General features: G+C 73.6%; 13 protein-coding genes. 3 read left to right on the forward strand and 10 right to left on the reverse strand.

The genetic code is table 11. The features are described from left to right. Position 1: 1 nt before the first annotated feature. Genes egtC through ACQPZW_RS38825 form a run of 3 tightly spaced genes read right to left on the reverse strand, consistent with a single transcriptional unit; the run spans position 2 to position 3,320 of the window. A complete protein-coding gene (egtC, locus tag ACQPZW_RS38815; protein ID WP_433791000.1) occupies positions 2-742 on the reverse strand; it encodes an ergothioneine biosynthesis protein EgtC in 741 nt (246 codons plus the stop codon). Beyond that, a complete protein-coding gene (gene egtB / locus ACQPZW_RS38820) occupies positions 742-2,034 on the reverse strand; it encodes an ergothioneine biosynthesis protein EgtB (protein ID WP_433791001.1) in 1,293 nt (430 codons plus the stop codon). Before egtB ends, egtC begins: the two co-directional genes overlap by 1 nt. After that, positions 2,031-3,320 (reverse strand): glutamate-cysteine ligase family protein, encoded by a 1,290-nt coding sequence (locus ACQPZW_RS38825; protein ID WP_433791002.1) that lies wholly within the window; start codon positions 3,318-3,320, stop codon positions 2,031-2,033. The genes egtB and ACQPZW_RS38825 overlap by 4 nt, the downstream gene beginning before the upstream one ends. Positions 3,321-3,523: 203 nt before the next feature. Here ACQPZW_RS38825 and ACQPZW_RS38830 point away from each other — a divergent pair, with 203 nt between their 5' ends. Continuing rightward, positions 3,524-5,773 (forward strand): beta-glucosidase family protein, encoded by a 2,250-nt coding sequence (locus tag ACQPZW_RS38830; RefSeq protein WP_433791003.1) that lies wholly within the window; start codon positions 3,524-3,526, stop codon positions 5,771-5,773. A gap of 108 nt (positions 5,774-5,881) precedes the next feature. On the opposite strand, the gene ACQPZW_RS38835 is transcribed toward ACQPZW_RS38830, so the two are convergent. Next, on the reverse strand, positions 5,882-6,556 hold the full coding sequence (locus tag ACQPZW_RS38835; RefSeq protein ID WP_433791004.1) for a winged helix-turn-helix transcriptional regulator: 675 nt from the start codon (positions 6,554-6,556) through the stop codon (positions 5,882-5,884). Between the two features lie 70 nt (positions 6,557-6,626). On the opposite strand from ACQPZW_RS38835, the gene ACQPZW_RS38840 reads away from it, so the two are divergent. Next, positions 6,627-7,424, forward strand: a complete 798-nt coding sequence (locus tag ACQPZW_RS38840) for a class I SAM-dependent methyltransferase (protein ID WP_433791005.1) — start codon at positions 6,627-6,629, stop codon at positions 7,422-7,424. Between the two features lie 125 nt (positions 7,425-7,549). Here ACQPZW_RS38840 and ACQPZW_RS38845 read toward each other — a convergent pair whose 3' ends face one another. After that, positions 7,550-8,467: a GNAT family N-acetyltransferase gene (locus ACQPZW_RS38845; RefSeq protein ID WP_433791006.1), complete on the reverse strand. Its 918-nt coding sequence runs from the start codon at positions 8,465-8,467 to the stop codon at positions 7,550-7,552. A gap of 61 nt (positions 8,468-8,528) precedes the next feature. Between ACQPZW_RS38845 and ACQPZW_RS38850 the strand changes: the two genes are divergently transcribed. Then, entirely contained in the window at positions 8,529-9,386 is an 858-nt protein-coding gene (locus ACQPZW_RS38850) for a SanA/YdcF family protein (protein ID WP_433791007.1), read from the forward strand. Between the two features lie 495 nt (positions 9,387-9,881). Here the strand turns inward: ACQPZW_RS38850 and ACQPZW_RS38855 are convergent, their stop codons facing one another. From ACQPZW_RS38855 to ACQPZW_RS38875, 5 genes are read right to left on the reverse strand one after another with little or no spacing between them, the layout of a single operon-like run. Further along, on the reverse strand, positions 9,882-12,539 hold the full coding sequence (locus ACQPZW_RS38855) for a hypothetical protein (protein ID WP_433791008.1): 2,658 nt from the start codon (positions 12,537-12,539) through the stop codon (positions 9,882-9,884). Next, positions 12,536-13,651 carry a VWA domain-containing protein gene (locus tag ACQPZW_RS38860; protein ID WP_433791009.1) on the reverse strand — a complete coding sequence of 372 codons (1,116 nt, stop codon included), beginning with the start codon at positions 13,649-13,651 and terminating at the stop codon, positions 12,536-12,538. Before ACQPZW_RS38860 ends, ACQPZW_RS38855 begins: the two co-directional genes overlap by 4 nt. Beyond that, positions 13,644-15,992 (reverse strand): DUF5682 family protein, encoded by a 2,349-nt coding sequence (locus ACQPZW_RS38865; protein WP_433791010.1) that lies wholly within the window; start codon positions 15,990-15,992, stop codon positions 13,644-13,646. The genes ACQPZW_RS38860 and ACQPZW_RS38865 overlap by 8 nt, the downstream gene beginning before the upstream one ends. Beyond that, positions 15,989-17,089, reverse strand: a complete 1,101-nt coding sequence (locus tag ACQPZW_RS38870) for an ATP-binding protein (protein WP_433791011.1) — start codon at positions 17,087-17,089, stop codon at positions 15,989-15,991. Before ACQPZW_RS38870 ends, ACQPZW_RS38865 begins: the two co-directional genes overlap by 4 nt. After that, complete coding sequence (locus ACQPZW_RS38875; protein ID WP_433791012.1) at positions 17,086-20,400, reverse strand: DUF4132 domain-containing protein; 3,315 nt, start codon at positions 20,398-20,400, stop codon at positions 17,086-17,088. The genes ACQPZW_RS38870 and ACQPZW_RS38875 overlap by 4 nt, the downstream gene beginning before the upstream one ends. Positions 20,401-20,455 lie beyond the last annotated feature (55 nt).

The raw sequence follows: 20,455 nt of genomic DNA on the forward strand, positions 1-20,455 counted from the left end.
TCTAGAGGGGAGTGATCTCCACCTGGCCGGCGGTGGCGACGACCAGGTGGCCGTCCGGGACGGGTTGCCACGCCGGGCCGGGGTCGAGCGGTTCGGAGCTGATCAGGGTGGAGTCGCGTAGTGATCGCACCGACAGGGCGTGACCGAGCGTGGTCGCGATCAGGCGTTCGCCGTCACCGAGAAGCAGGTTCAGCCGGGATCCGGGTGCGGCGGCTGCGACCTCGGTCACCACGGTGGCGACCGCCTTGGCCGGCGGCTCTCCGGCGCGCAGCCTCACCCGTACCATCGCCCAGAGGGTTGCCGAGTCGGTGGGCGCGTCCAGGGTGAGCAGGTCCTCCACCGGGAGGTCACGGGCTTGCGCGGCGACGGCCGAAGGCCAGCCGCGGACGACGCCGTTGTGGCTGAACAGCCACCGGCCGTCGGTGAAGGGCGCCGCCGCCGTCTCGACCACCGGCATGCCGACGGTGGCCGAGCGGACCGCCGCGAGCACCGCGCCGGCCGACGTCGTGGCCGCGAGCAGCGGCAACGTCGCGTCCGTCCAGATCGGCACGGCGCCGCGGTGCCGGACCGGCGCCGAGACGCCGGCCGGCCACCAGCCGACGCCGAAGCCGTCGGCGTTGATCGTCCCTCCGCCGCGCATGTCGCGAGGCGCCCAGGCTTGCGTGGCCAGGGCGTGCGGTGGATCGAAGATCAGGTCCTTCAGCGGTACGGGCGGGCCGAGATAGCCGAGGTGCCGGCACATCAGGCGTCCCGTGCGCAGCGGAAGCCGCTGAAGATCTGCCGCCGGATCGGATGGTCCCAGTTGCGGAAGGTGCCCCGGCAGGCGGCCGCGTCGGTGCCGAACGACCCGCCGCGCAGCACCCGGTAGTCGCCGCCGAAGAAGACCTCCGAATACTCCTGGTAAGGGAAGGCCGTGAACCCTGGGTAACCGTGGAATCCGGACGAGGTCCACTCCCAGACGTCGCCGATCAACTGGTGCACGCCCTGCGGGGAGGCGCCGTCCGGGTAGGCGCCGGCCGGGGCCGGGCCGAGGTGCCGCTGACCGAGGTTGGCGTGCCGGGCCTCGGGCGCGTCGTCGCCCCACGGGTAACGGCGCGAGCGCCCGGTCGCCGGGTCCCAGCGGGCGGCCTTCTCCCACTCGACCTCGGTGGGCAGGCGCTTCCCCGCCCAGGAGGCGTAGGCCTCGGCCTCGAAGAAGCAGACGTGGACGACCGGCTCGTCCGGTTGCACCGGCTCGATGTGGCCGAACCGGTCGCGCAGCCAGCCGTCGCGGTCGCGGATCCAGTGCAGCGGGCTGTCCAGGCCGGCCTGATTGCGGTGGGCCCAGCCGCGCTCACTCCACCAGCGGGGATCGTCGTAGCCGCCGGCGTCCATGAACGCCAGATAGTCACCGTTGGTGACCGGGGCCGCGTCGATCCAGAAGGCGTCCACGTCGACCGGGTGGGCGGGGCGCTCATTGTCCAGAGCCCAGGGCTCGATGTCCGTACCCATGGTGAACCGCCCTGATGCGATCAGGACCTCGCCGGAGACGCTCCGTGGGGCGCGCGGCGGCGGTGGCGCGGACAGCACCGGGGCGCCGGACCGCAGCTGGTGGGTGGCCAGCATGGTCTCGTCGTGCTGCTGCTCGTGCTGCACGATCATGCCGAACGCGAACCCGCCGTCCAGCAGCCGGCTCTCCGGGGCGAACCGCGCCCGGTCGAGGACGTCGAACACCTTGTCGCGGACCTGCGCGGTGTACGCGCGGGCCTCGGCCGGGTTGAGCAGCGGCAACGCCGTCCGGGCGTGCCGGGCGTGCTTGAACGCGTCGTAGAGCTCGTCGATGTCCTGCCTCAGCGGGTCACGGCCGCCGACGTCCCGGACCAGCCACAACTCCTCCTGGTTGCCGACGTGCGCGAGGTCCCACACCAGCGGGGACATCAGAGGCGAGTGCTGCCGGGTGAGGTCGTCGTCGTCGACGGCGTCGGTGAGCAGCGCCGTCCGGGCCCGGGCGCGCTCAAGCTCGGCGGCGATGGACAGCCGCAGGTCGTCGGTCATACCGAGATGTCCTCTCGTGATCGTCCGGGCACGGCCTCCCGCAGGCGGCGGGAGACGATGCCGGTGACGGTGTCGCGGACCGCCGGGGGCAGGCCGGTCCGGTCGAGGTGGCGGCAGGCCAGGTCGGCCAGGCCGGTGGCGGCCCGGCGCACCGGGCGATCGGCGAGCCCGAAGCGGGCCGCGGCGTGCCAGCGGCCGGCGGCCGGAGCGGCCAGCTCGCGGGCCCGGTCGGTGAGCTCGTCGCCGGAGAGCAGCGCGGTCAGCAGGGCGGCCGGGGCGATCCACTCGTCACCGGGCTGCGTGTCGAGGTAGCGGACCTCGAGGTAGCCGCGTGGCCGTACCGGTGGGAAAAGGGTGTTGAGGTGGTAGTCGAGGTCCTCCACCGTGGGCGGCCGGGTGACCGGGTCGGTGAACAGCGGTGGCCTCTGCCGTCGTGGGCCGATGCGCCGCCCGCCGATCCGGCCGGAGCCGGCCGGGCCGCCCTCGATGCCGCCCGCCTCGATCCAGTCGGCCATCGTCACGCCGAGTGGCACGTCCCATCGGCCGTGATCGCGCCGGACGCACAGGAGCGGGGCCTGCACCGCGTAGTGTGCCCAGCTCACCGCCGGGTCAGCCGATGACGGGACCGGCCCGGACCGGCGGGTGTCGATGCCGTGCCACGTCGCCGTCCGTGCGGACGCCCAGCCGTGCCGTGGTGAGTTGGCGAACAGTGCCAGCATCGCCGGCCCGGCCTCGTGCAGGGCCGCCCAGCGGGCCGCGATCTGGCCGACCTCTCCCGCGTCGAAACACACCTGGAGCCCGGCGGTGGCCCCCATCATGGTGCGGCCGGCGCTGTCGAAAGCGCGGTCCATGGCCGCATAGCGTGGGGTGTCCAGGGTGCGGCGGGGCTCCCGGAAAGGGTCGAGGCCGCGATCGCCGAGCACGATGCCCCGGCTCGCCAGCAGTCCCGCGAGGGTCTCCCGGTCGGCGGTGACCGCGGCGTGCAGCTCGGCGAGCGAGCCGGCCGGTGCCGACGAGATCTCGATCTGCAGGCCCGGCTCGACGGTGACCGTGCCACCGCCGGGGAGCGGCACGGGATGCGGATTGCCGAGAGCGGCGGGCGTGTGCACGCCCAGAGCCTCGACGAGGTCGCCGGCCGTCAGGTAGGCGGACGGGTCGGCGGCCAGGTGTGTGGTCCACTCCAGCTCGACACCGACCTGCCGCGGTGGGCCGGTTTTGAAACATATGCCGGTTATGTGCTCGATCGCCTCGGCGGTTCGTCGCAGAACCCGGTCAGCCGAACCCATGGTCCTCCATCACTCACTATGCGTGATCAATAGACTTCACTGCGTCCGATCCGGTTAGGACCTTACCGGCACCCCCTGACATTCGCGTCCCACAAAGCCTTCCCAGTGGATGAAGTTCCGGAACCGTAGCGGGGTGCCGGAACCGGTTCCGTACGTGGAAGACTCCGAACCGTTCGCGTTCGGTAGACCCATCGGAGAAACTCATGCCCTTGCCATATCAGGACTCCTCGCTCCCGGTGCGAGAGCGTGTCGAGGATCTGCTGGGCCGGATGACTCTTCCCGAGAAGGTCGGCCAGATGCTCCAGCTCGACGCGCGACAGGACATCGGTGAGATCGTCCTGGACAAGCTGGCCGGATCGATCCTGCACACCTCCCCCGCCAAGCTCGTCGAGGCCGCGGAGCTGGTCTCCCGGACCCGGCTGCGGATCCCGCTGATCACCGCCGAGGACTGCATCCACGGGCACGCCTTCTGGCCCGGCGCCACGGTCTTCCCCACACAGCTCGCCATGGCCGCCACCTGGGACTCTACCCTCGTCGAGCAGGTCGCCCGGGCCACCGCAGTGGAGGCCGCCGCCACCGGCGTGCACTGGACCTTCTCGCCGGTGCTGTGCATCGCCCGTGACCTGCGGTGGGGCCGCGTCGACGAGACGTTCGGCGAGGACCCGTACCTGATCTCCGAGCTCGGCGCCGCCATGATCCGCGGCTACCAGGGCGAGGGCCTCACCGACCCGACCGCGATCCTGGCCACCGCCAAGCACTTCGCCGGATACTCCGAGACCCAGGGCGGCCGTGACGCCAGCGAGGCCGACATCAGCCGGCGCAAGCTGCGCTCCTGGTTCCTGCCGCCGTTCGAGCGGGCCGCCGCCGAGGGCTGCCGGGTCTTCATGCTCGGCTACCAGTCGATGGACGGCGTGCCGATCACCGCCAACAAGTGGCTGCTCAACGACGTGCTCAAGGAGGAGTGGGGCTTCACCGGCACCCTCGTCACCGACTGGGACAACGTCGGCCGGATGGTCTGGGAGCAGAAGGTCTGCGCCGACTACGCCGAGGCCGCGGCGGTCGCCGTCAAGGCCGGCAACGACCTGATCATGACGACACCGGCCTTCTTCGAGGGAGCCCAGGAGGCGATCCGGCGCGGCATTCTCGACGAGGACGACATCAACGCCGCGGTACGGCGGATCCTGCGCCTGAAGTTCGAGCTGGGCCTCTTCGAGAACCCGCGTACCCCGGACGCCGAACGGCAGGCCGCGGTGATCGGCAGCCCCGCGCACACGGAGCTCAACCTGGAGATCGCCCGGCGGTCGCTGGTCCTGCTGCGCAACGAGGGGGTCCTGCCCCTCCCCGCCGCCTCGCCGTCCGGCCCGTCGAAGCGCATCGCCCTGCTCGGTCCCAACGCCGACGACGTGTCGACGCAGCTCGGCGACTGGGCCGGCGACTCCGGGCAGGTCGACTGGCTTCCCGACGGCCATCCGCGGGAGCTCACCACCACGGTCCTCGACGGTCTGCGTGATCTGCTGCCGGACGGCTGGACGCTCGACTTCGACCCGGCCGTCGAGATCGAGGAGCTCGTTCCCGACCCCGAGGGCGAGACGTTCCCGGACGGGCAGCCCAGGCCGCCGATCTCGGTGGGTGTGCCCGCCGACCCGGCCCGCGTCGCCGCCGCGGCGGCCACCGCGGCCGCCGCCGACTACGCGATCGTGGTCGTCGGCGACACCGTCAACCTCAACGGCGAGCACAAGTCCACCGCCACCCTGGAGCTCCAGGGCGGCCAGATCGCCCTGCTCGACGCGGTCGCCGCCAGCGGCACCCCGATGATCGTCGTCCTGATCGACGGCAAACCACACGCCCTGCCCGAGTCGGCGCTCGGCGCGGCCGCCATCGTGCAGGCGTTCAACCCGGGCATGCGCGGCGGGCAGGCCATCGCCGAGCTCCTGCTCGGCCTGATCGAGCCGACCGGCCGGATGCCCATCTCGGCGGCCCGGCACGCCGGACAGCAGCCGGTCTTCTACAACCAGACCCGTGGACAGCACGGCTCCCGGTACGCCGACCTCACCCAGGACCCGCTGTTCGCCTTCGGTGAGGGGCTCAGCTACACGACCGTCACCTACGACGGGCTCAGCATCGAGGAGCCGGACGTGGCCGCCGACGGGATCGTCCGAGCCACCGTGCGACTGACCAACACCGGGACGCGGCCGGCGCTGGAGACCGTGCAGGTCTACGTCAGCGACCTCGTCACCAGCGTCACCTGGGCGAGCCGCGAGCTGAAGGCGTACCGGCAGGTCACCGTGCCGGCCGGCGAGAGCGTCACGGTCGCCGTCGAGGTGGCGGCCGCGGACTGCACGCTCGTCGACGCCGACGGGACGCGGGTCGTCGAGGCCGGTGACTTCGAGCTGCTGGTCGGGCCCAACTCACGGCCGTCGGCGCTGCTGGCCGCCAAGTTCCGGATCAGCTGACCCCTCTTCCCGCCGGCCGTTCCCGCGGCCGGGCTCGCTCACGGACGCCGGCCGTTCCCGCGGCCGGGCTCCTTCACGGACGCCGGCCGTTCCCGCGGCCGGGCTCCCTCACGGGCGGGGGACCGCTGCGAAGGCGAACTGTCGGAACCAGGCCGGCAGGGCGCGGCGCAGGTCCTCCGGCCCCTGGAAGGCCAGCTCACCCGAGCGCAGGCCGGACGCCCACGTGCGCTCGCCCCGCCACACGTCGGTCAGGCAGCGCAGGTCGGCGGTCACCAGCACGTCCACGTCGTGGCCGGGGTCGACGTCACAGATGTCGGCCTCGCCCGGCGTGATCACGAGCCACCAGTCCCGTACCCTCGCCGGCGCCGACGGGAACCGGAAATGCAGAACCGTCCGCTTGGCCGGCACCGCGCCGTGATCGACCGACCGGTGCATGTCCCAGAGCAGTAGCTTCGGATCGAGATCACGGTCGCCCAGCTCGGGGATCCAGCGGGTGCCCCACTCGCCGAGCGCCACCACGATCGGCCGCAACTCCAGGCCCGCCTCGGTCAGCTCGTACTCCACCTCGGCGCCCGATTCCCGCCGTCTCACCACACCGGCCGCGCTGAGCTGCTGCAATCGCCGTGACAGCAATGTCGGCGACATGCGCGGCAGCCCTCGCCGCAGATCGTTGAACCGGCGGCCACCGGCGATCAGCTCCCGGATCACCAGCATCGTCCAGCGCTCGTCGAGCAGCTCCATCGCCTTCGCCACCGGACAGAACTGCCCGTAAGACGCTCCCATGGGTGTCTCCTTCCGCCGGTACACATCGTGTACTAGGCCGGGCCCTCCACGGATCCCTACTGTCGGTGACATGACGACAACCGTGAAGACCAAGCACCGTGCCATGTGGGCCTCCGGCGACTATCCAGCGGTCGCCTCCGAACTCGTCGCGCCGCTCGGGCCGGCACTCGTCCAGGCGGCCGGTATCGGGCCCGGCCAGACCGTCCTGGACGTCGGGGCGGGCACCGGCAACGCTGCGATCCCGGCCGCGAAGACCGGCGCCACCGTCACCGCCAGTGATCTCACCCCCGAGCTGCTGGCCGTCGGGGAGAAGAGCTCCCCCGCCGGAGTGACCTGGATCGAAGCCGACGCCGAGGACCTGCCGTTCGAGACCGCCGCCTTCGACACGGTGATCTCCTGCATCGGCGTCATGTTCGCCCCGTTCCACACCGCCGCCGCCGGGGAGCTCCTGCGGGTGTGCCGTCCCGGCGGGACCATCGGCCTCGCCAACTGGACCCCGGAAGGCTTCATCGGGCAGATGTTCGCGACCATGAAGCCGTACGCCGCCCCGCCCCCGCCCGGCGCACAGCCGCCGCCGCTGTGGGGTGACCCGGCCCACCTCGCGTCCCTTTTCGGCGATCATGTCACCGACGTGACCGTGGAACGCCGGTCCCTGCGGGTCGGCCACTTCCGCACGGCCGCCGCGTTCCGCGACTACTTCAAGAGCAACTACGGCCCGACGATCGCCGTCTACCGCAACATCGCCGACGACCCGGCCCGCGTCGCCGCCCTGGACGGCGAGCTCCTCGCCCTGGCTGAGCGCCATGACGCCGGAGACGGCGCGATGGACTGGGAGTACCTGCTCTACGTGGCCCGCCGAGCCGGCTGAGCCCGACCCGCCGAAGGGCTGCGCCGACTCGTCTCTTCGGCCCTCCGGGCGCCGCCCCCGTTGACCGCGCGCCGGCTCGACGCCGCCCGCGCTGATGTCGGCTCGTCCGGCGCGGGCTCGCCGGGTCAGCGGCGGCGGGCGGCGGCCACTCGCCTGGTCGTGAACCCCAGGCCGGTGTAGGTGGCCAGCGCCGCCGTGTTCCAGTAGTCCACCAGCAACGCCACCCGTTCCCGGCCGGCCAGCAGCTCATCGGCGACGAAGGCACAGATGGACCGCCCGAGGCCGCGTCCACGCGCTGACGGGCGGGTGGCCACCCCCGACATGAACCCGATCTCCGGCGTCGACCAGGCCTCGGCGGCGACCGTCAGCAGCCTGCCGTCGGAGTCGCGGATGCCCGCCCATCGCTGCACCCCAGGGTTCCCCGGCCAGGCGTAGGAGTCCGGATAGGCCTCCCGGATCATCGCGGTCACCTCGGGCGAGTCCTCCTCCCCGAGCCAGACCGGTCCGACGCCCCCGACCCACCCGCTCCCGCGCCCATCCGGCCGCGCGACACCGTCCCCGGAGACCTCGCGCCCCTCCGGCGGCGCGACGCCGTTCGCCTGACCGTCCCGCCCATCCGACCGTGCGACGCCGTTCGCCTGACCGTCCGGCCCATCCGACCGTGCGACGCCGTTCGTCTTGTGGTCCCGCCCACCCGGCTCCGCGCCGGCACGCTGGACCGGTTCCGCGCCGGCACGCTTGACGGGCTCCGTCGTCTCCATCCACGCGAACGTGGCGCTGACCTCCAGCTCCGGGATCCGCGCAACGACTTCGGTGACCAGTTCTTCCGTACCGAATGGCCGGAATGTCTCTTCAGTCTCGGTCAAGACCTGCCGCAGGAGCCCGGCCACCGGACCCGGCTCGCCGTTGATCACCAACCGGTCCCAGTGCGACAGGTCGGCGCAGGCCACGACGATCGCTCCCGGCCGCCGCCACACCCGGGCGCCCGGCGCGCGCAACGCCCATCGAACCAACGGATCCCGGTCAGGCGCGATATCGATCATGGCCACATGCTGCCATTGCGTCCTCCCCGGCTCGTTGACGCCGTCTGCCATCCTCGGTCCGATGCGGAAGCGTCGTGTTCTCCCCGGCTGGCTGTTCCCCACCCGTCACCGGCGTCAGACCGATCGGCCCGGAACGGCCGGATCCTCGGTCGGCGACACGCTTCCCGGTCCGCGTGCCACCACCCACAACGCGACGACCCGCGCGGCGATCTCCCGTCTCGGTTCCCTGGCGGCGCGTCTGCGCACGTTCGTCACCTGGCGACGGCTGCGCCGCCTGATGGCGGTGGGCACGGTGAGCGGTGTCGTCGCGGTCGCCGTCGCTCTGGCCTGCGCTCATTGGGTACGCTCCTCCGCCGACGGCCACATCTATGACGTGTCGTCGGTGCCCGAGGCCCCGGTGGCGCTGGTGCTCGGCGCGCAGGTCGGTGACGACGGCCAGCCCTCGGCCTTCCTGGCCGCCCGCTTGGAGATCGCCCGCCAACTCCTGGCCGACGGCAAGGTCAAGGCGATCCTGGTCTCCGGCGATCACGGCCGGTGGACCTACGACGAACCGGGCGCCATGCAGTCCTGGCTGGTGGCCCGCGGTGTCCCCGCCGACCGGGTGGTCCTCGACCACGCCGGATTCGACACCTACGACTCGTGCGTCCGCGCCAACAAGATCTTCGGCGTGAACAAGGCGATCGTCGTGACCCAGGCCTTCCACCTCCCACGAGCCGTGACCCTCTGCCGCGAACAGGGCATCGAAGCCACCGGCGTAGGCGACGACAGCGTCCGCGTCTACGAGGCGATGTGGCTCCGAGGCGAAGTCCGCGAGTACGGCGCCGCCGTCAAAGCAGCAGCCGACGTACTGACGGCCCGCGACCCGATCTTCCTGGGCCCACACGAGACCGGCGTCGAGGACGCCATCAGCCGCAGCTGAAGTCCCGCACCGCACCGCACCGCACCCGCGCACGACACCCGCGCACCGCACCCGCGCACCGCACCGCACCCGCGCACCGCACCCGCGCACGGCACCGCACCGCACCGCACCCGCGCACGGCACCGCACCGCACCGCCCCGCGCACGGCACCGCACCGCCCCGCGCACGGCACCGCACCGCCCCGCGCACGGCACCGCACCGCACCGCGCACGGCACCGCACCGCCCCGCGCACCGCACCCGCGCACCGCACCCGCGCACCGCACCGCACCGCACCGCACCGCACCGCACCGGCATACAACCGCGCACTGCGCCGCGGGCATACAACCGCGCGGCGCCGCGCACCATGCACAGCGGCGCCACGCACCGCGTCCGGCGAGGCCAGGCCGGCCTCAGTCAGGCGGCGCGGCCTGGCCTGGCCTGGCCTGGCCTGGCCTGGCCTGGCCTGGCCTGGCCAGCGTCGGAATTTGACCAGGGGCCCTGCCCCGTCAACCCGGTCAGAGCAGGTCCGCGGCGAGGCTCACCCGTAGGTAGGCGTCGGCCCAGGCGTTCGCCGCGTCGATGCCTGGGTCGGGGCTGAGCCGGGCAGTGACCTGGTCGAGCGCGGAGGCCACCCGGTGCAGCCCGACTCGGGCGAGCGCGTTCCGCGCGTTACGCAGCCGGTCCGCATACGCCGACGGCAGGTGCGCGAGACCGCTGTGGGCAACCTCGGCGAGCACGTCGCGTGCCGCCGCCACAGCGGCCGCCAGCACATCCGTCCCCTCGGCGCCGTCCCACACCTCGACACCGGCCGGCACCCCGGGCTCCCCCGCCTGCGGCTTCGAGCGGTCATCGACCGACCCGCTCGCGCCCGCAACCTCGGGCGGCCGGGAGCCGGCTATGGCACCGGAAGGGCCATCGGCCACCGTCACACCAAACCCACCGGTAGCCGCCGAGACCGCAGAAGAATCCGAGACGCCCGAGACCCCAGAAAGATCCGAGACGCCCGAGACCCCAGAAGGATCCGGGACGCCCGAGACCGCAGAAGGGTCGGAGGACTCTGTGGAGCCGTCGGAGGATTCCGGGGAGCCTCCGGAGGATTCCGGGGCCGCCGTTGCGTTGCCGGGCTCTTGCGCGCCTGTGGCCGTGGTGACCGCGAAGGCCAGGCCGGTCGGGGTTGCGGGGAACGCGTCGGCAGCGGCCAGGTCGGGTATGACCGGCGGGCCGTCCGCGGCGATCGCGTAAGGGTCGATCACCACGCGCCCGCCACTGCGGTGGACGCTGCCGGCCACGTAGCGCGGTTTGCCACGCCGGCCGTCGAGGGCGGCGGCGACAGCGTCCAGGCGGCCGGGGGTGACCGCGGCATGGGTGGCGACGACGGTGGCCTGGTTGCCGTGTTCGTCCCGGATCTCCACGGTGAGCCGCTGGGCGCCGGGCGAGTAGTGGGCGGCACCGACCTCGGCGATCACCAGGACGCGCACGAGTTCGGCGCGGACTCGGGCCCGGACCGGCCGTGGCGGCATCGCGTCCAGGTCGGTGGCGAGGCGGGCGTAGTCGCGGACGAGCAGGCCGTCGGGCAGGGCGTCCCAGGCGCCGTTCGAGGCGGTGACGCTCGACTTCGCGACGCGGCTGGTGCTCAGTCGCACCGCTCGGCTGGCGCTGCGGACCGCGGACTCGGTCACCAGGGTTCCGGCGGCCACGGCGGCGATGGTCGTCCCGGCGATACGCCGACGGGCCAGGGCCGGGCCGTCGTCGGTTGTGGTCCACTGCCGGTGGGAGACGAGGACGACGCCGCTTGCCGGCTGACCGTGGAAGATCTCGATGCGCCGTTCGTCGTCGATCGCGGTGACCCGGGCGCCGAGGCCGTCCAGCCGAACCCGCCGCAGGGGCGTCTCGGCCGCCTCCTCGGAGCCGAGCACCCGGGCCCGGGCCGCGGCGCCGCCGTCGGCCACGGCCGCGCGGTGCCGGGCGAAGAGCTCAGCGAGCAGGTCGGCGAGGAGCTCCGGCGAGTAGCGGGCGCTGCGGTCCCGATAGGCGGTGAGCTGGCCGACGAGTTCGGTGGCGGCGTCGAACGGCCACCGCAACCCGGCACGTTCCAGCGCTCTCAGGTGGCCCGCGGCCGTGGCGGCGAGACCGGCGCCCGAGTGGACGGCGCCACCCCGCAGCACTTCGGCGGCGAACTCCACCAGCGCCTCGAGCCCGGAGCCGGCGGTCGTGCCGGCACCGGAGCCCCCGACGTCGATCACGCAGTCGGCGTCGTCGGGGTGTTGCTCGTCGGCAGCCCGGAAGGCCCACACCGCCAGTGCGATCACGTCGTCTCGGACCCCGGCCCGGGCGTCGGTGTGCACGTAGCCGAGGTCGTTAGGCACCAGGAACCGCACAGTCGCCGCGGACAGCTCGACCACCGGGACCGGCCCGCGCCGGATCCGGGCCGTGTATCCGGCCCGTTCCGCCCGCCGGGCCGCTGTGACGAGGCGGGCCCCGATCCGGGTCGTCACCTCGGCATCGGTGAAGACACCGGGTGACCAGGCGGCCCGCTCCGGTGCGCTCACCGGTCCGGGGGTGGCGCCGGGAATCCGCGCCGGTCCGGAGGAGAAGCCGGTCGGCGACCCGGACAGCTCCTCGCCGGCCCGGCCGGCATCCGCGGAGATGGCGGCGGTCCCGGAAGCGGAGGCCGAGGAGCCGGTAGCAGCGGAGGCAGCGGCCGGAGCGCCCGCAGAAGCTGCAATGACGGCATCGTCCCCGGAGGTGGCAGAGCCCGCAGAGGCCGAAGCGGCGGCGCAGGCAGGGGCCGGAGGGGCAGCGGGGCCCGCCGAAGCGGAAACAGCGGCGGAGCCCACAGTGGAGCCCGCAGTGGAGGACGCGGCAGCGGCAGAGGAATCAGTCGGAACGGCGGCTGCGATCTGGTACGCGAGGATGAGGCCGATCAGGTGACGGCAGACGCCGGTCGCCCCGCACGTGCATCGCCCCTGTTCGAGGCCGCCCTCCGGCAGCGTGGCCCGAATGCCGTCGCTGAACTCGGCGACGATCGCCGACCCGTCGGCGGAGAGAGCCGGTGGTTCCCGTTCGACCTCGCGGCCGGCTCGTTTGACCAGGCCACGGTTGGCGAGCGCGGCCAGCGCGTCAGCGTCGAGGGCGCGCAGGTCGCCCCGGACGGGCAGGGGCCCGGCGCTCATCGACCGACCCGTTCCGCGACGAATCCGGCCAGCTCACCGGGGGTCATGGCACCGACCCACGCACCCACGTCCGCGAGTCTCTGCGCGCAGGCCCGGTCGTACGCGGGATCGGCGTTCTCGTCGAGGGCGGCGAGCCCGAGCACGATGCTCCCCTGCTCGACGAGCTCACGCACGGCCCGCACCAGCCCCGCCTCCGATCCGCCCTCGTAGAAGTCGCTGACCACCGCCACGATCGTGCGCCGCGGCTGCTCGACGAGCTGGGCCGCGTACCGTACGGCGCGCGCGATGTCGGTGCCGCCGCCGAGCTGGGTCTTCATCAGCAGCTCGACCGGGTCGCTGACGTCGGAGGTCAGGTCGACGACCTCGGTGTCGAAGGCGATCAGGTGGGTCCGAACGCCCGGCAGCCCCCACAGGCAGGCCGCGGTGATCGCCGAGTGGATGACCGACGACAGCATGGATCCGGACTGGTCGACGAGCAGGATGACCTGCCACTGGTTGATCTGCCGCCGGGTGCGCGACGCGAAGTAGGGCGTCTGCACATACACCCGCCGCTCGTCGGGCCGGTAGTTGCCGAGGTTCGCCCGGATGGTCCGCCGGGCGTCGAAGTCACGGGCTTGACGGAACCGGCTGGCACGCCGGGACCGGGCGCCGGAGAAGCTCTGCTGCACCTCGGTGGCGAGCCGCCGCATCAGGTCACGCACGACGGCTTCGACCAGCCGCCGGGCGAGCCGGAGCACCTCGGGGTTCATCAGGTGTTTGGTGCGGAGCACGGCCCGCAGCAGGGCCGGGTTGGGCTCGATCCGTTCGAGGACGCCGGGATCGGTGACGATGTCGTCGATCTGGTACCGCTCGACGGCGTCCTGTTGCAGTCGCTCGACCGTCTCCTTCGGGAACAGCTGGGTGATGTCGTCGAGCCAGTCGACGGTGGTGAGCTGGGACGGGCCGGTGCCGCCCGTACGCCGGATGTCGCGGCGGCTCAACTCCTCGTCGCGGCCGTACAACCAGTCGAGGGCCGCGTCGCGCTGGGCGTTGCCGCCGCTGAGACCGCCGAGGCAGCCGCCGGCCGGCGAGCCGAGGATGAGCCGCCATCGTTCCAGGCCGACGTCAGTCATTGGTCCTCCCCACGGTGATCAGCCCGGCCCGGACCAGGCGTTCTTCGACGATCTCGTCCAGGGCCATTCCGGCCGCCACCGTCCGCGGCGCGACGGACATGCGGAGCAGGTCGCGGCCGGACCCGGCGAGGCCGCGCCGGGTCAGCAGCTCTTCGGCGATCGTCTCCCGTTCGCGGGGCGGGAAGTACTCGAAGGCCTGCCGCAGCGCGGGCAGCGCGACCAGGAAGTCGTCGGAGCCGAGCCCGGCGACCAGGTCGTCGAGGAGGGCGAGGATGCCGCCGGGCGCGAGGACGTGCTCGCGGGCCACCCCGAACAGCCCGGCCAGCCAGTCTCCCGCGGTGCCGCCGGTGAACGCGCCGCGCACGGCCTCCCCCGGCTCCGGGAAGAGCCCGGCGGGTTCGTCGTCGCCGAGCAGGGACCGGCCGAGACCGTAGAAGGCGCCCCGCAGGTCGGGCGGCGCGGCGCGGTCGGCGGCGATGCGGCCGGAGATCTCCACAGCGGCGGTACGGTCCACGCCGAGTCCCGCCGCGTGCAGCACCGCGTCCCGTACCGCCACGACAGCCGCGATCCGTTCCCGGTCCGCCGGTGCTCCGGGCGCGTGCCAGCCCTCGGCGAGCCAGAGGATGCGGCGGGCAGCGGCGGCCACGACGACGCCGAGGGCGGCGCTACCGGCCGTGCCGAGGAGCCGGTCGTGCCGCCAGAGGGCGAGGGTGACGGCCAGCACGCGGCCGAGCGTGGGCAGGTCACCGGCGGTCGCGATGCCGCGTTCGAGTCGGGCGGGCACGTCCGATCCGAGGTCGGTGACCCCGCACAGCGCCGCGTCGAACAGCGCGTCCGCGATCCGGCCGAGGTCACCGCCGGCGTCGTCGATCCGCTGGGCGATCAGAGTCGCGGCCGCGGCCTCCAGCGTCGGACCGTATCCGCCGGCCTCGATGAGTGCGGCGAGCCGGTGCGGGTGCCGCTGGACGGTCCACTGCTCCCGCAGCACCGGGTCGATGCCGGTGGCGGGCCCGGAGTCGCGCCGGAACCCGGGAATCTCCAGGACACGCAGCCGGTGCAGAACCCGGCTGACGGTCCGGCCGTGCGGTTCGGTGAGGTCGGCGCTGTGCTCGCCCGGCCGGTCGAGGGCGTATCGCTCGAGTTCCGCGGTGGCGGCGTGGACCAACGGTGGCAGTGGGGTGTCCGGGTGCAGACGGCCGACCCGGTCGCCGCTGAGGGCGGCGGTCATCTCGACGACCGCCGGGTGCTGCCCCGCGGTGACGGCACCCCGCACCGCCCACGGCAGCGGCACGTCGAGCGCCTCGTTGACCAGGGCGGAGGCCAGGCCGTCGAGCACGTCGACCCGGGACGGGCAGTCGTGGCCACGCAGCCGCGCGAGAGCCTCCGCACCCGTCCGGGCGGCGATCAGGTCGGCGGTGGAGACGGGCTGCCCGCGTCGGCGCAGCCGCTCGGCGACCGCGGTGATCAGGTAACGGGCGGCCTCCTGTGGGCCACTCTCCCAGAGCCGCTGGTAGAACTCCGGAGACGGCATCCCGGACTGGTAGCCGGCGAACGCGTCGAGTCGCCGGAACGAGTAGGGAACGAGGTAGCTGCCCGCGGTCGCTCCCGTCGGCGGCTCCGGCACGTCCGGCCACCCGGGCTCCGGGACCGATTCGCCGGCATGCCCGACCGGAGAGTCCGGACCGTCGTGGGGGCCGGCCGTGGGTGCGGCGAGGCGGAGCAGGGCGGGCCGGTGGAAGCCCCCGACCACGGCGACGACCGGCCGGTCCCCCGCCGCCGCCCGGGCGGCGCGGATCCACCGTGCCATGTACGCCTCGCGCGCCGTGTCCGAGGGCCCCGCCGCCGAGTCGCCCCGGATCAGGTCGAAATAGGTCTCCAGCCGCTGCCCGGCCTCCTCGGCCGGCCCCATCTCGATGACGTGATCCCAGAGAGCGTCGCTGTTGTCGACCCCGAACTCGGCGCACAGCCGCTCCACCGCCTCGGCGTAGCGCAACTCGGCGTCGGCATACCGGTTGTCCCGGTCGGCGAACGCCTCGTGCCACGCCGGCAGGTCGATGAACCGCAGCTCGGCGCCACACTCGCGGCCGGCCCGCAGCGCCTCCCACTCGGGTGAGTACTCACAGAACGGCGCCCACGAGCCGTGGCGCCGCTGCTCGTCGAGGTAACTGGTGAAGACCGCCACCGGCAGTTCGTGCCCCAGCAGCAGCTCGCCGATCCGCGCGTTCATGTCGGCCGGGCCCTCGATCAGCACGAAGGCGGGCCGCAGAGCGGCGATCGTCGAGCCGACGAGACGGGCGCAGGCGGGGCTGTGGTGCCGGACCCCGATGACGGTGAGACTCATCCGCCGGGAAGCTCCCGGCGCGCGTCCCGCAGCTCACGCCACTGCGGGCCGGTACGCCACGAGGTGTGCTGCTCCAGGTATCGGCGCAGTTTCGCCAGGTCCTCCGGGCTGTCCTTGGCGGCGGTCCCGGCGAGACAGGACACCAGGTCGGCGGCGCTGCCGGTGTCGCCACGCAGGAACCAGCCGCGCAGACCGACGGCGTGCGCGACCGAGACCGCCTCGGCGGTGCTCATCACCGCGGACAGCCGGTCCATCTCGTCCCCTCGCGCGGTACGCCCGGCCCGCAGCTCCCGGAACGCCGTGACCAGCACCTCCAGCACGTCGCGCCGGGGTGGAGCGGTCACCCCGGACCGGCGCAGCAGCGCACCGGCCTCCGCCTCGACCAGCGACAGCTCGGTGTCGAAGTCGGCGATGGGAAAGACCGTCTCGAAGTTGAAGCGCCGTTTCAGCGCCGAGCTCATGTCGTTGACGCCCCGGTCGCGGGTGTTGGCCGTGGCGATGATGTTGAAGCCCTCCATGGCGAACACCATGCCGCCGTCACCGGGCAGCTCGGGGACGGCGAGCACCCGGTCGGAGAGCGGGGAGAGCAGACAGTCCTGCACCTCGAGCGGGCAGCGGGTGATCTCCTCGAAGCGGACCACCTGCCCCTGGGCCATGCCGCGCAGCAGCGGCGCCGGCACCAGTGACCGCTCGGTGGGCCCCTCGGCGACGAGGAGCGCATAGTTCCACGAATACTTGATCTGGTCCTCGGTGGTGGCCGCGCCGCCCTGGATGGTGAGCGTCGAGTCACCGCTCACGGCGGCTGCGAGCAGCTCGGAGAGCAGCGATTTCGCGGTGCCCGGGTCGCCGACGAGCAGCAGGCCGCGGCTGGTGGCGAGGCTGACCAGGGCCCGGTCGATCAGCGACGGGTCGCCGACGAACTTGCGGGTCACGCCGAGCCGCTCGTCGCCGACGATGAAGGCGCGGGCGGCCCGCAGGCTGAGCGCCCAGCCGGGCGGGGTGGGCGCGTCGTCGGCCGCCCGCAGGCGGGCCAGCTCGTCGGCGAACCGCACCTCGGCGGGCGGGCGCTGCACGTGGGCGGTCGTGGTGGCGGTCATGCGAGCACCTCGGTCAGATCGCGCAGCGCCTCGGCCGCGGTGATGGGGTCGAGCTCACGGAGACGGTCGTCCTGCCCCGGCCGGAACCAGTGGTGGGCACCGGCCGTGGCCACGAAGATCGCCTCGACGGTCTGGTCGCCGAGGACGTCGATCGCGCCGACGGCGATGCCCGGGTCGATGGCGACCACGAGTTGCAGGCCGCCGGGCAGGTCGCGCTCGAACCAGCCCTGCACCCCGGCGTCCTGTGGGCTGCCGCGCCGCCAGCCGCGCCGTTCCAGGCCGAGCAGGGTGGTGCTCGGCGCCCGGCGCCCGACGAGCGCCGCCGCCCGCTCCGAGGTCAGCGGGTCGACCTCACGGCCGAGCTGCGGGAATGGCTGGAGGATCTCGTAGTCGGCGAAGATCTCCGCCCACGCGGCCAGATCGTCGCCGAGGTGTAGTGGGTGGGCGATCCCGACCTGGTCCTCGTCGCCGAGGGTGACGGTCTCGTCGGTGACGTCGGCGAGACTGCCGTCCTCGGCCGGGCGCAGGCCCGCGCCCGGGTGGCCGGCCGCGTCGAAGCGGACCCAGACGAGCCGGCGGACCAGGTGCCGCAGCAGCGGGTGGCCGGCCAGGAACTGGCGGAAGGCGGCGCCGGTCCAGCGGCGGCGGCCGACCATCGCCTGTTCGAGCCGGCGGACCTGGTCGGTCGCGATCGCCCGGACGTCCTTCTTCAGAGCGGTGAACCGCTGGTACGCCTCCGGCGCGAGCACCGGGTCGTCCTGAGCGCCCGGCTTGGGCAGTGCCTTGAGCCGTTTGCCGGTGGCATCGGCCACGAACGGCTTGAGCTGCTCGTCGAAGCCGACCGTGAAGGTGCGCCGCCCGTAGTCGAGGACCAGGCTGCCCGCGGCGTCCAGCCCGAGATCGGGCACCAGACGGTCGGCCAGTTCCTCGGTGGTGAGCCCGAGCTCGGCCGCCAGCTCGGCGATCTTCTCACCGGCCCGTTCCTTGAGCGCCCGGAACTTCACCTCCTGTGCGATGCCGTGGAGATACATCAGAGCGACGTCGGTGCCGATGGCGGCCAGCACGTCGAGCCCGGCGACCGCGCGGGTGTGGCCGCCCTCGCCGGGCCAGGCGCGGATCACCGGCGCCAGCCTGCGAACCGTCTCGTCGTCGCCGAGCAGGCCGAGCGCGTCGAGTGCCCAGTTCTGTTTCGCCGGGTGGCCGGCCTCGCGCCACTCGGTGAACAGCGTCCAGACGAGCTCGGCCAGGTCGGTGGGCTCGCACTCGGCCTCGACCAGGGCGAGCCCCGGGTACGGGCTGTCCAGCCGGGAGACGAGGAGCATGGTGAGCAGATGGCGGATCGACTCGACGGGCAGCCGGCCCCGGCCGCCGGTGAGCAGGACACCGGGCATCGTCGCCGGGCCGGCCCAGTCCGGTAGCGACGGCATGGGTGAGGGCAGGAGGGTCAGCGGGTCGACGGCCAGGATCTCCTCGACCGCGGCGGAGGCCTCCGGCCCGAGGCCGGCTGCGGCGGCGCGCACCTCGCTGTCGTGCCCGGCACCGGCCATGGCGCGCAGCGCGCCCTCGGCGTCGGAGCGCGCCTGACCGGTCCTGCCCACCGCGACCGGCACCAGGGCCCGGGCCGCCGCCGTGGTGTGCCGGGCGAACCAGGTCAGGGCGACCGGGCGGGCGGAGCGCACGCGGGCGAGCCAGCCGGCCATCAGCGACGCGATCTCCGGGCCGGTGACCGGGGCCAGCAGCCGGGCTGCCGTCGCCGGGGCCCGGCGGGCGACGTCGACGAGCGGCGGGACGGCCTCTGCCCCGTAGCGCGCGAGCAACTCCGCACCCCATTCGGCGGCGTCGTAGAGATAGCTCGGCCGCCAGCCCGACACCAGGGGCAGGGTCACGTCGTCCGGCCCGCGGAGGAAGAGATCGATCTCGTCCCAGCCGTTGGAGGCGCTGGTGCCGAGCCGCCGGGCGACGGCGGCCCAGTCGTGTGCGCCGCCGTGCCGTGCGGCCCAGGTGCCGGCGGCCCAGGCTTCGCGCTCGCCCGGCGCCCATGCGACCCGCACCGGGTCGTCACCGGTCAGGCCGGTGACGACCAGCGGCTTGCGGGCCACCGGGGCCAGCCAGGGCGGGGTCACCAGGATCGGCGGCAGCTCCTCGGGAGCGGCGGTGTCGGAGTCCACCGCGAGGAGCACGCCGTGCGCGGCGTCGAAGCGGACGGCGGCCGCCTCGGACAGGCTGGGACGGACCTCGGCGGCCAGCGCCCGGTGGTTGGCGAGGTGCCGTTGCAGGAGCCGGTCGGCGGCCGGCGCCTCGGCGAACAGGCGCAGCGCACGGGCCGGGTCGCGGCCGGCCGCGTCGGAGAGGGCACCCGGCACGTCAGGCTGGTCGGTGCGCTCGATCAAGGCGTTGAACGCCGTGTCACCGCCGACCGCGGCGAGCAGGGCGAGCAGGGCGAGCAGCTTCCGCCGATACTGTGCGTCGTCGGACGTCGCGTCCAGCCACGCGGCCAGTGCCGGGGCGGCGGCCGGGCCCAGCGTGGCGGTGAAGGTGTAGATCCGCTCGTTCTCGGAGAGCGCCGCCCAGGGTGACAGCTGCGCGGCGAGCCCGGACGCGTACGGCTCGGCCGACACGACGGTGAGCAGTAGCCCTTTCAGCGCCTCGCGGCCGCCCAGAGCCGACACGGTGGCGCAGATCTCGTCGGCCCAGGCCGTCTCGTCCGGCGCGATGACCGACACGAGCGCCTGCTGCGACAGCGCCGGCCCGCGCGACCCGGCGAGCGCGGTCACCACCGCCGCATACTCCTCGGCCGGGGCGGCGACGACGGCCCGGCGCAGGTGGTAGCCCATCCGGACGGCGAGCCGCGTGCCCGCGCCGTTGGCGTCCGCATCGGGCAGTGAGCGGGTGATCGCGGTCTCCGAGGGCGAGGAGCCGAGGTGGAACCCGGCCAGCTCGACGGTGGCGGCCGCGGCGAAGGCCAGCCCGTGCCGGGCGCGCCAGAAGTCGGCGAAGGCGGTCGGCTCGTCACGCCGCGACCACGGGAGCGCGCCCGCGACGCCGCGCGCCACCACCGCCGCGCCGAGCGGGGTGACCGACGCTCCGCCCTCAAGGTAACCGTGCCCGGCCCCGGCCAGGTCGCCCGCGATGAGGCGGTGGCGCAGCGCCGTGCGCACGTCGCCGTCGAACGCGGTCAGCAGTTCCTCAGCCGCACGGACATCGGCCGCTCCAGGTTTCGGAGCCGACGGCGCGGCGCCCCGCCGGGGCAGCACGAACCGCTTCCACGCCGACGGCACGACGAACGTGTCGGAGCCCACCACTTCGGTCACCGGCCCACTCCCAGGTCTCGTTCCACGACGACGGGCTGAACCCTAGCGACCCCCA

It is taken from the genome of Actinoplanes sp. CA-252034, from assembly GCF_050956125.1.
Classification (GTDB): domain Bacteria; phylum Actinomycetota; class Actinomycetes; order Mycobacteriales; family Micromonosporaceae; genus Actinoplanes.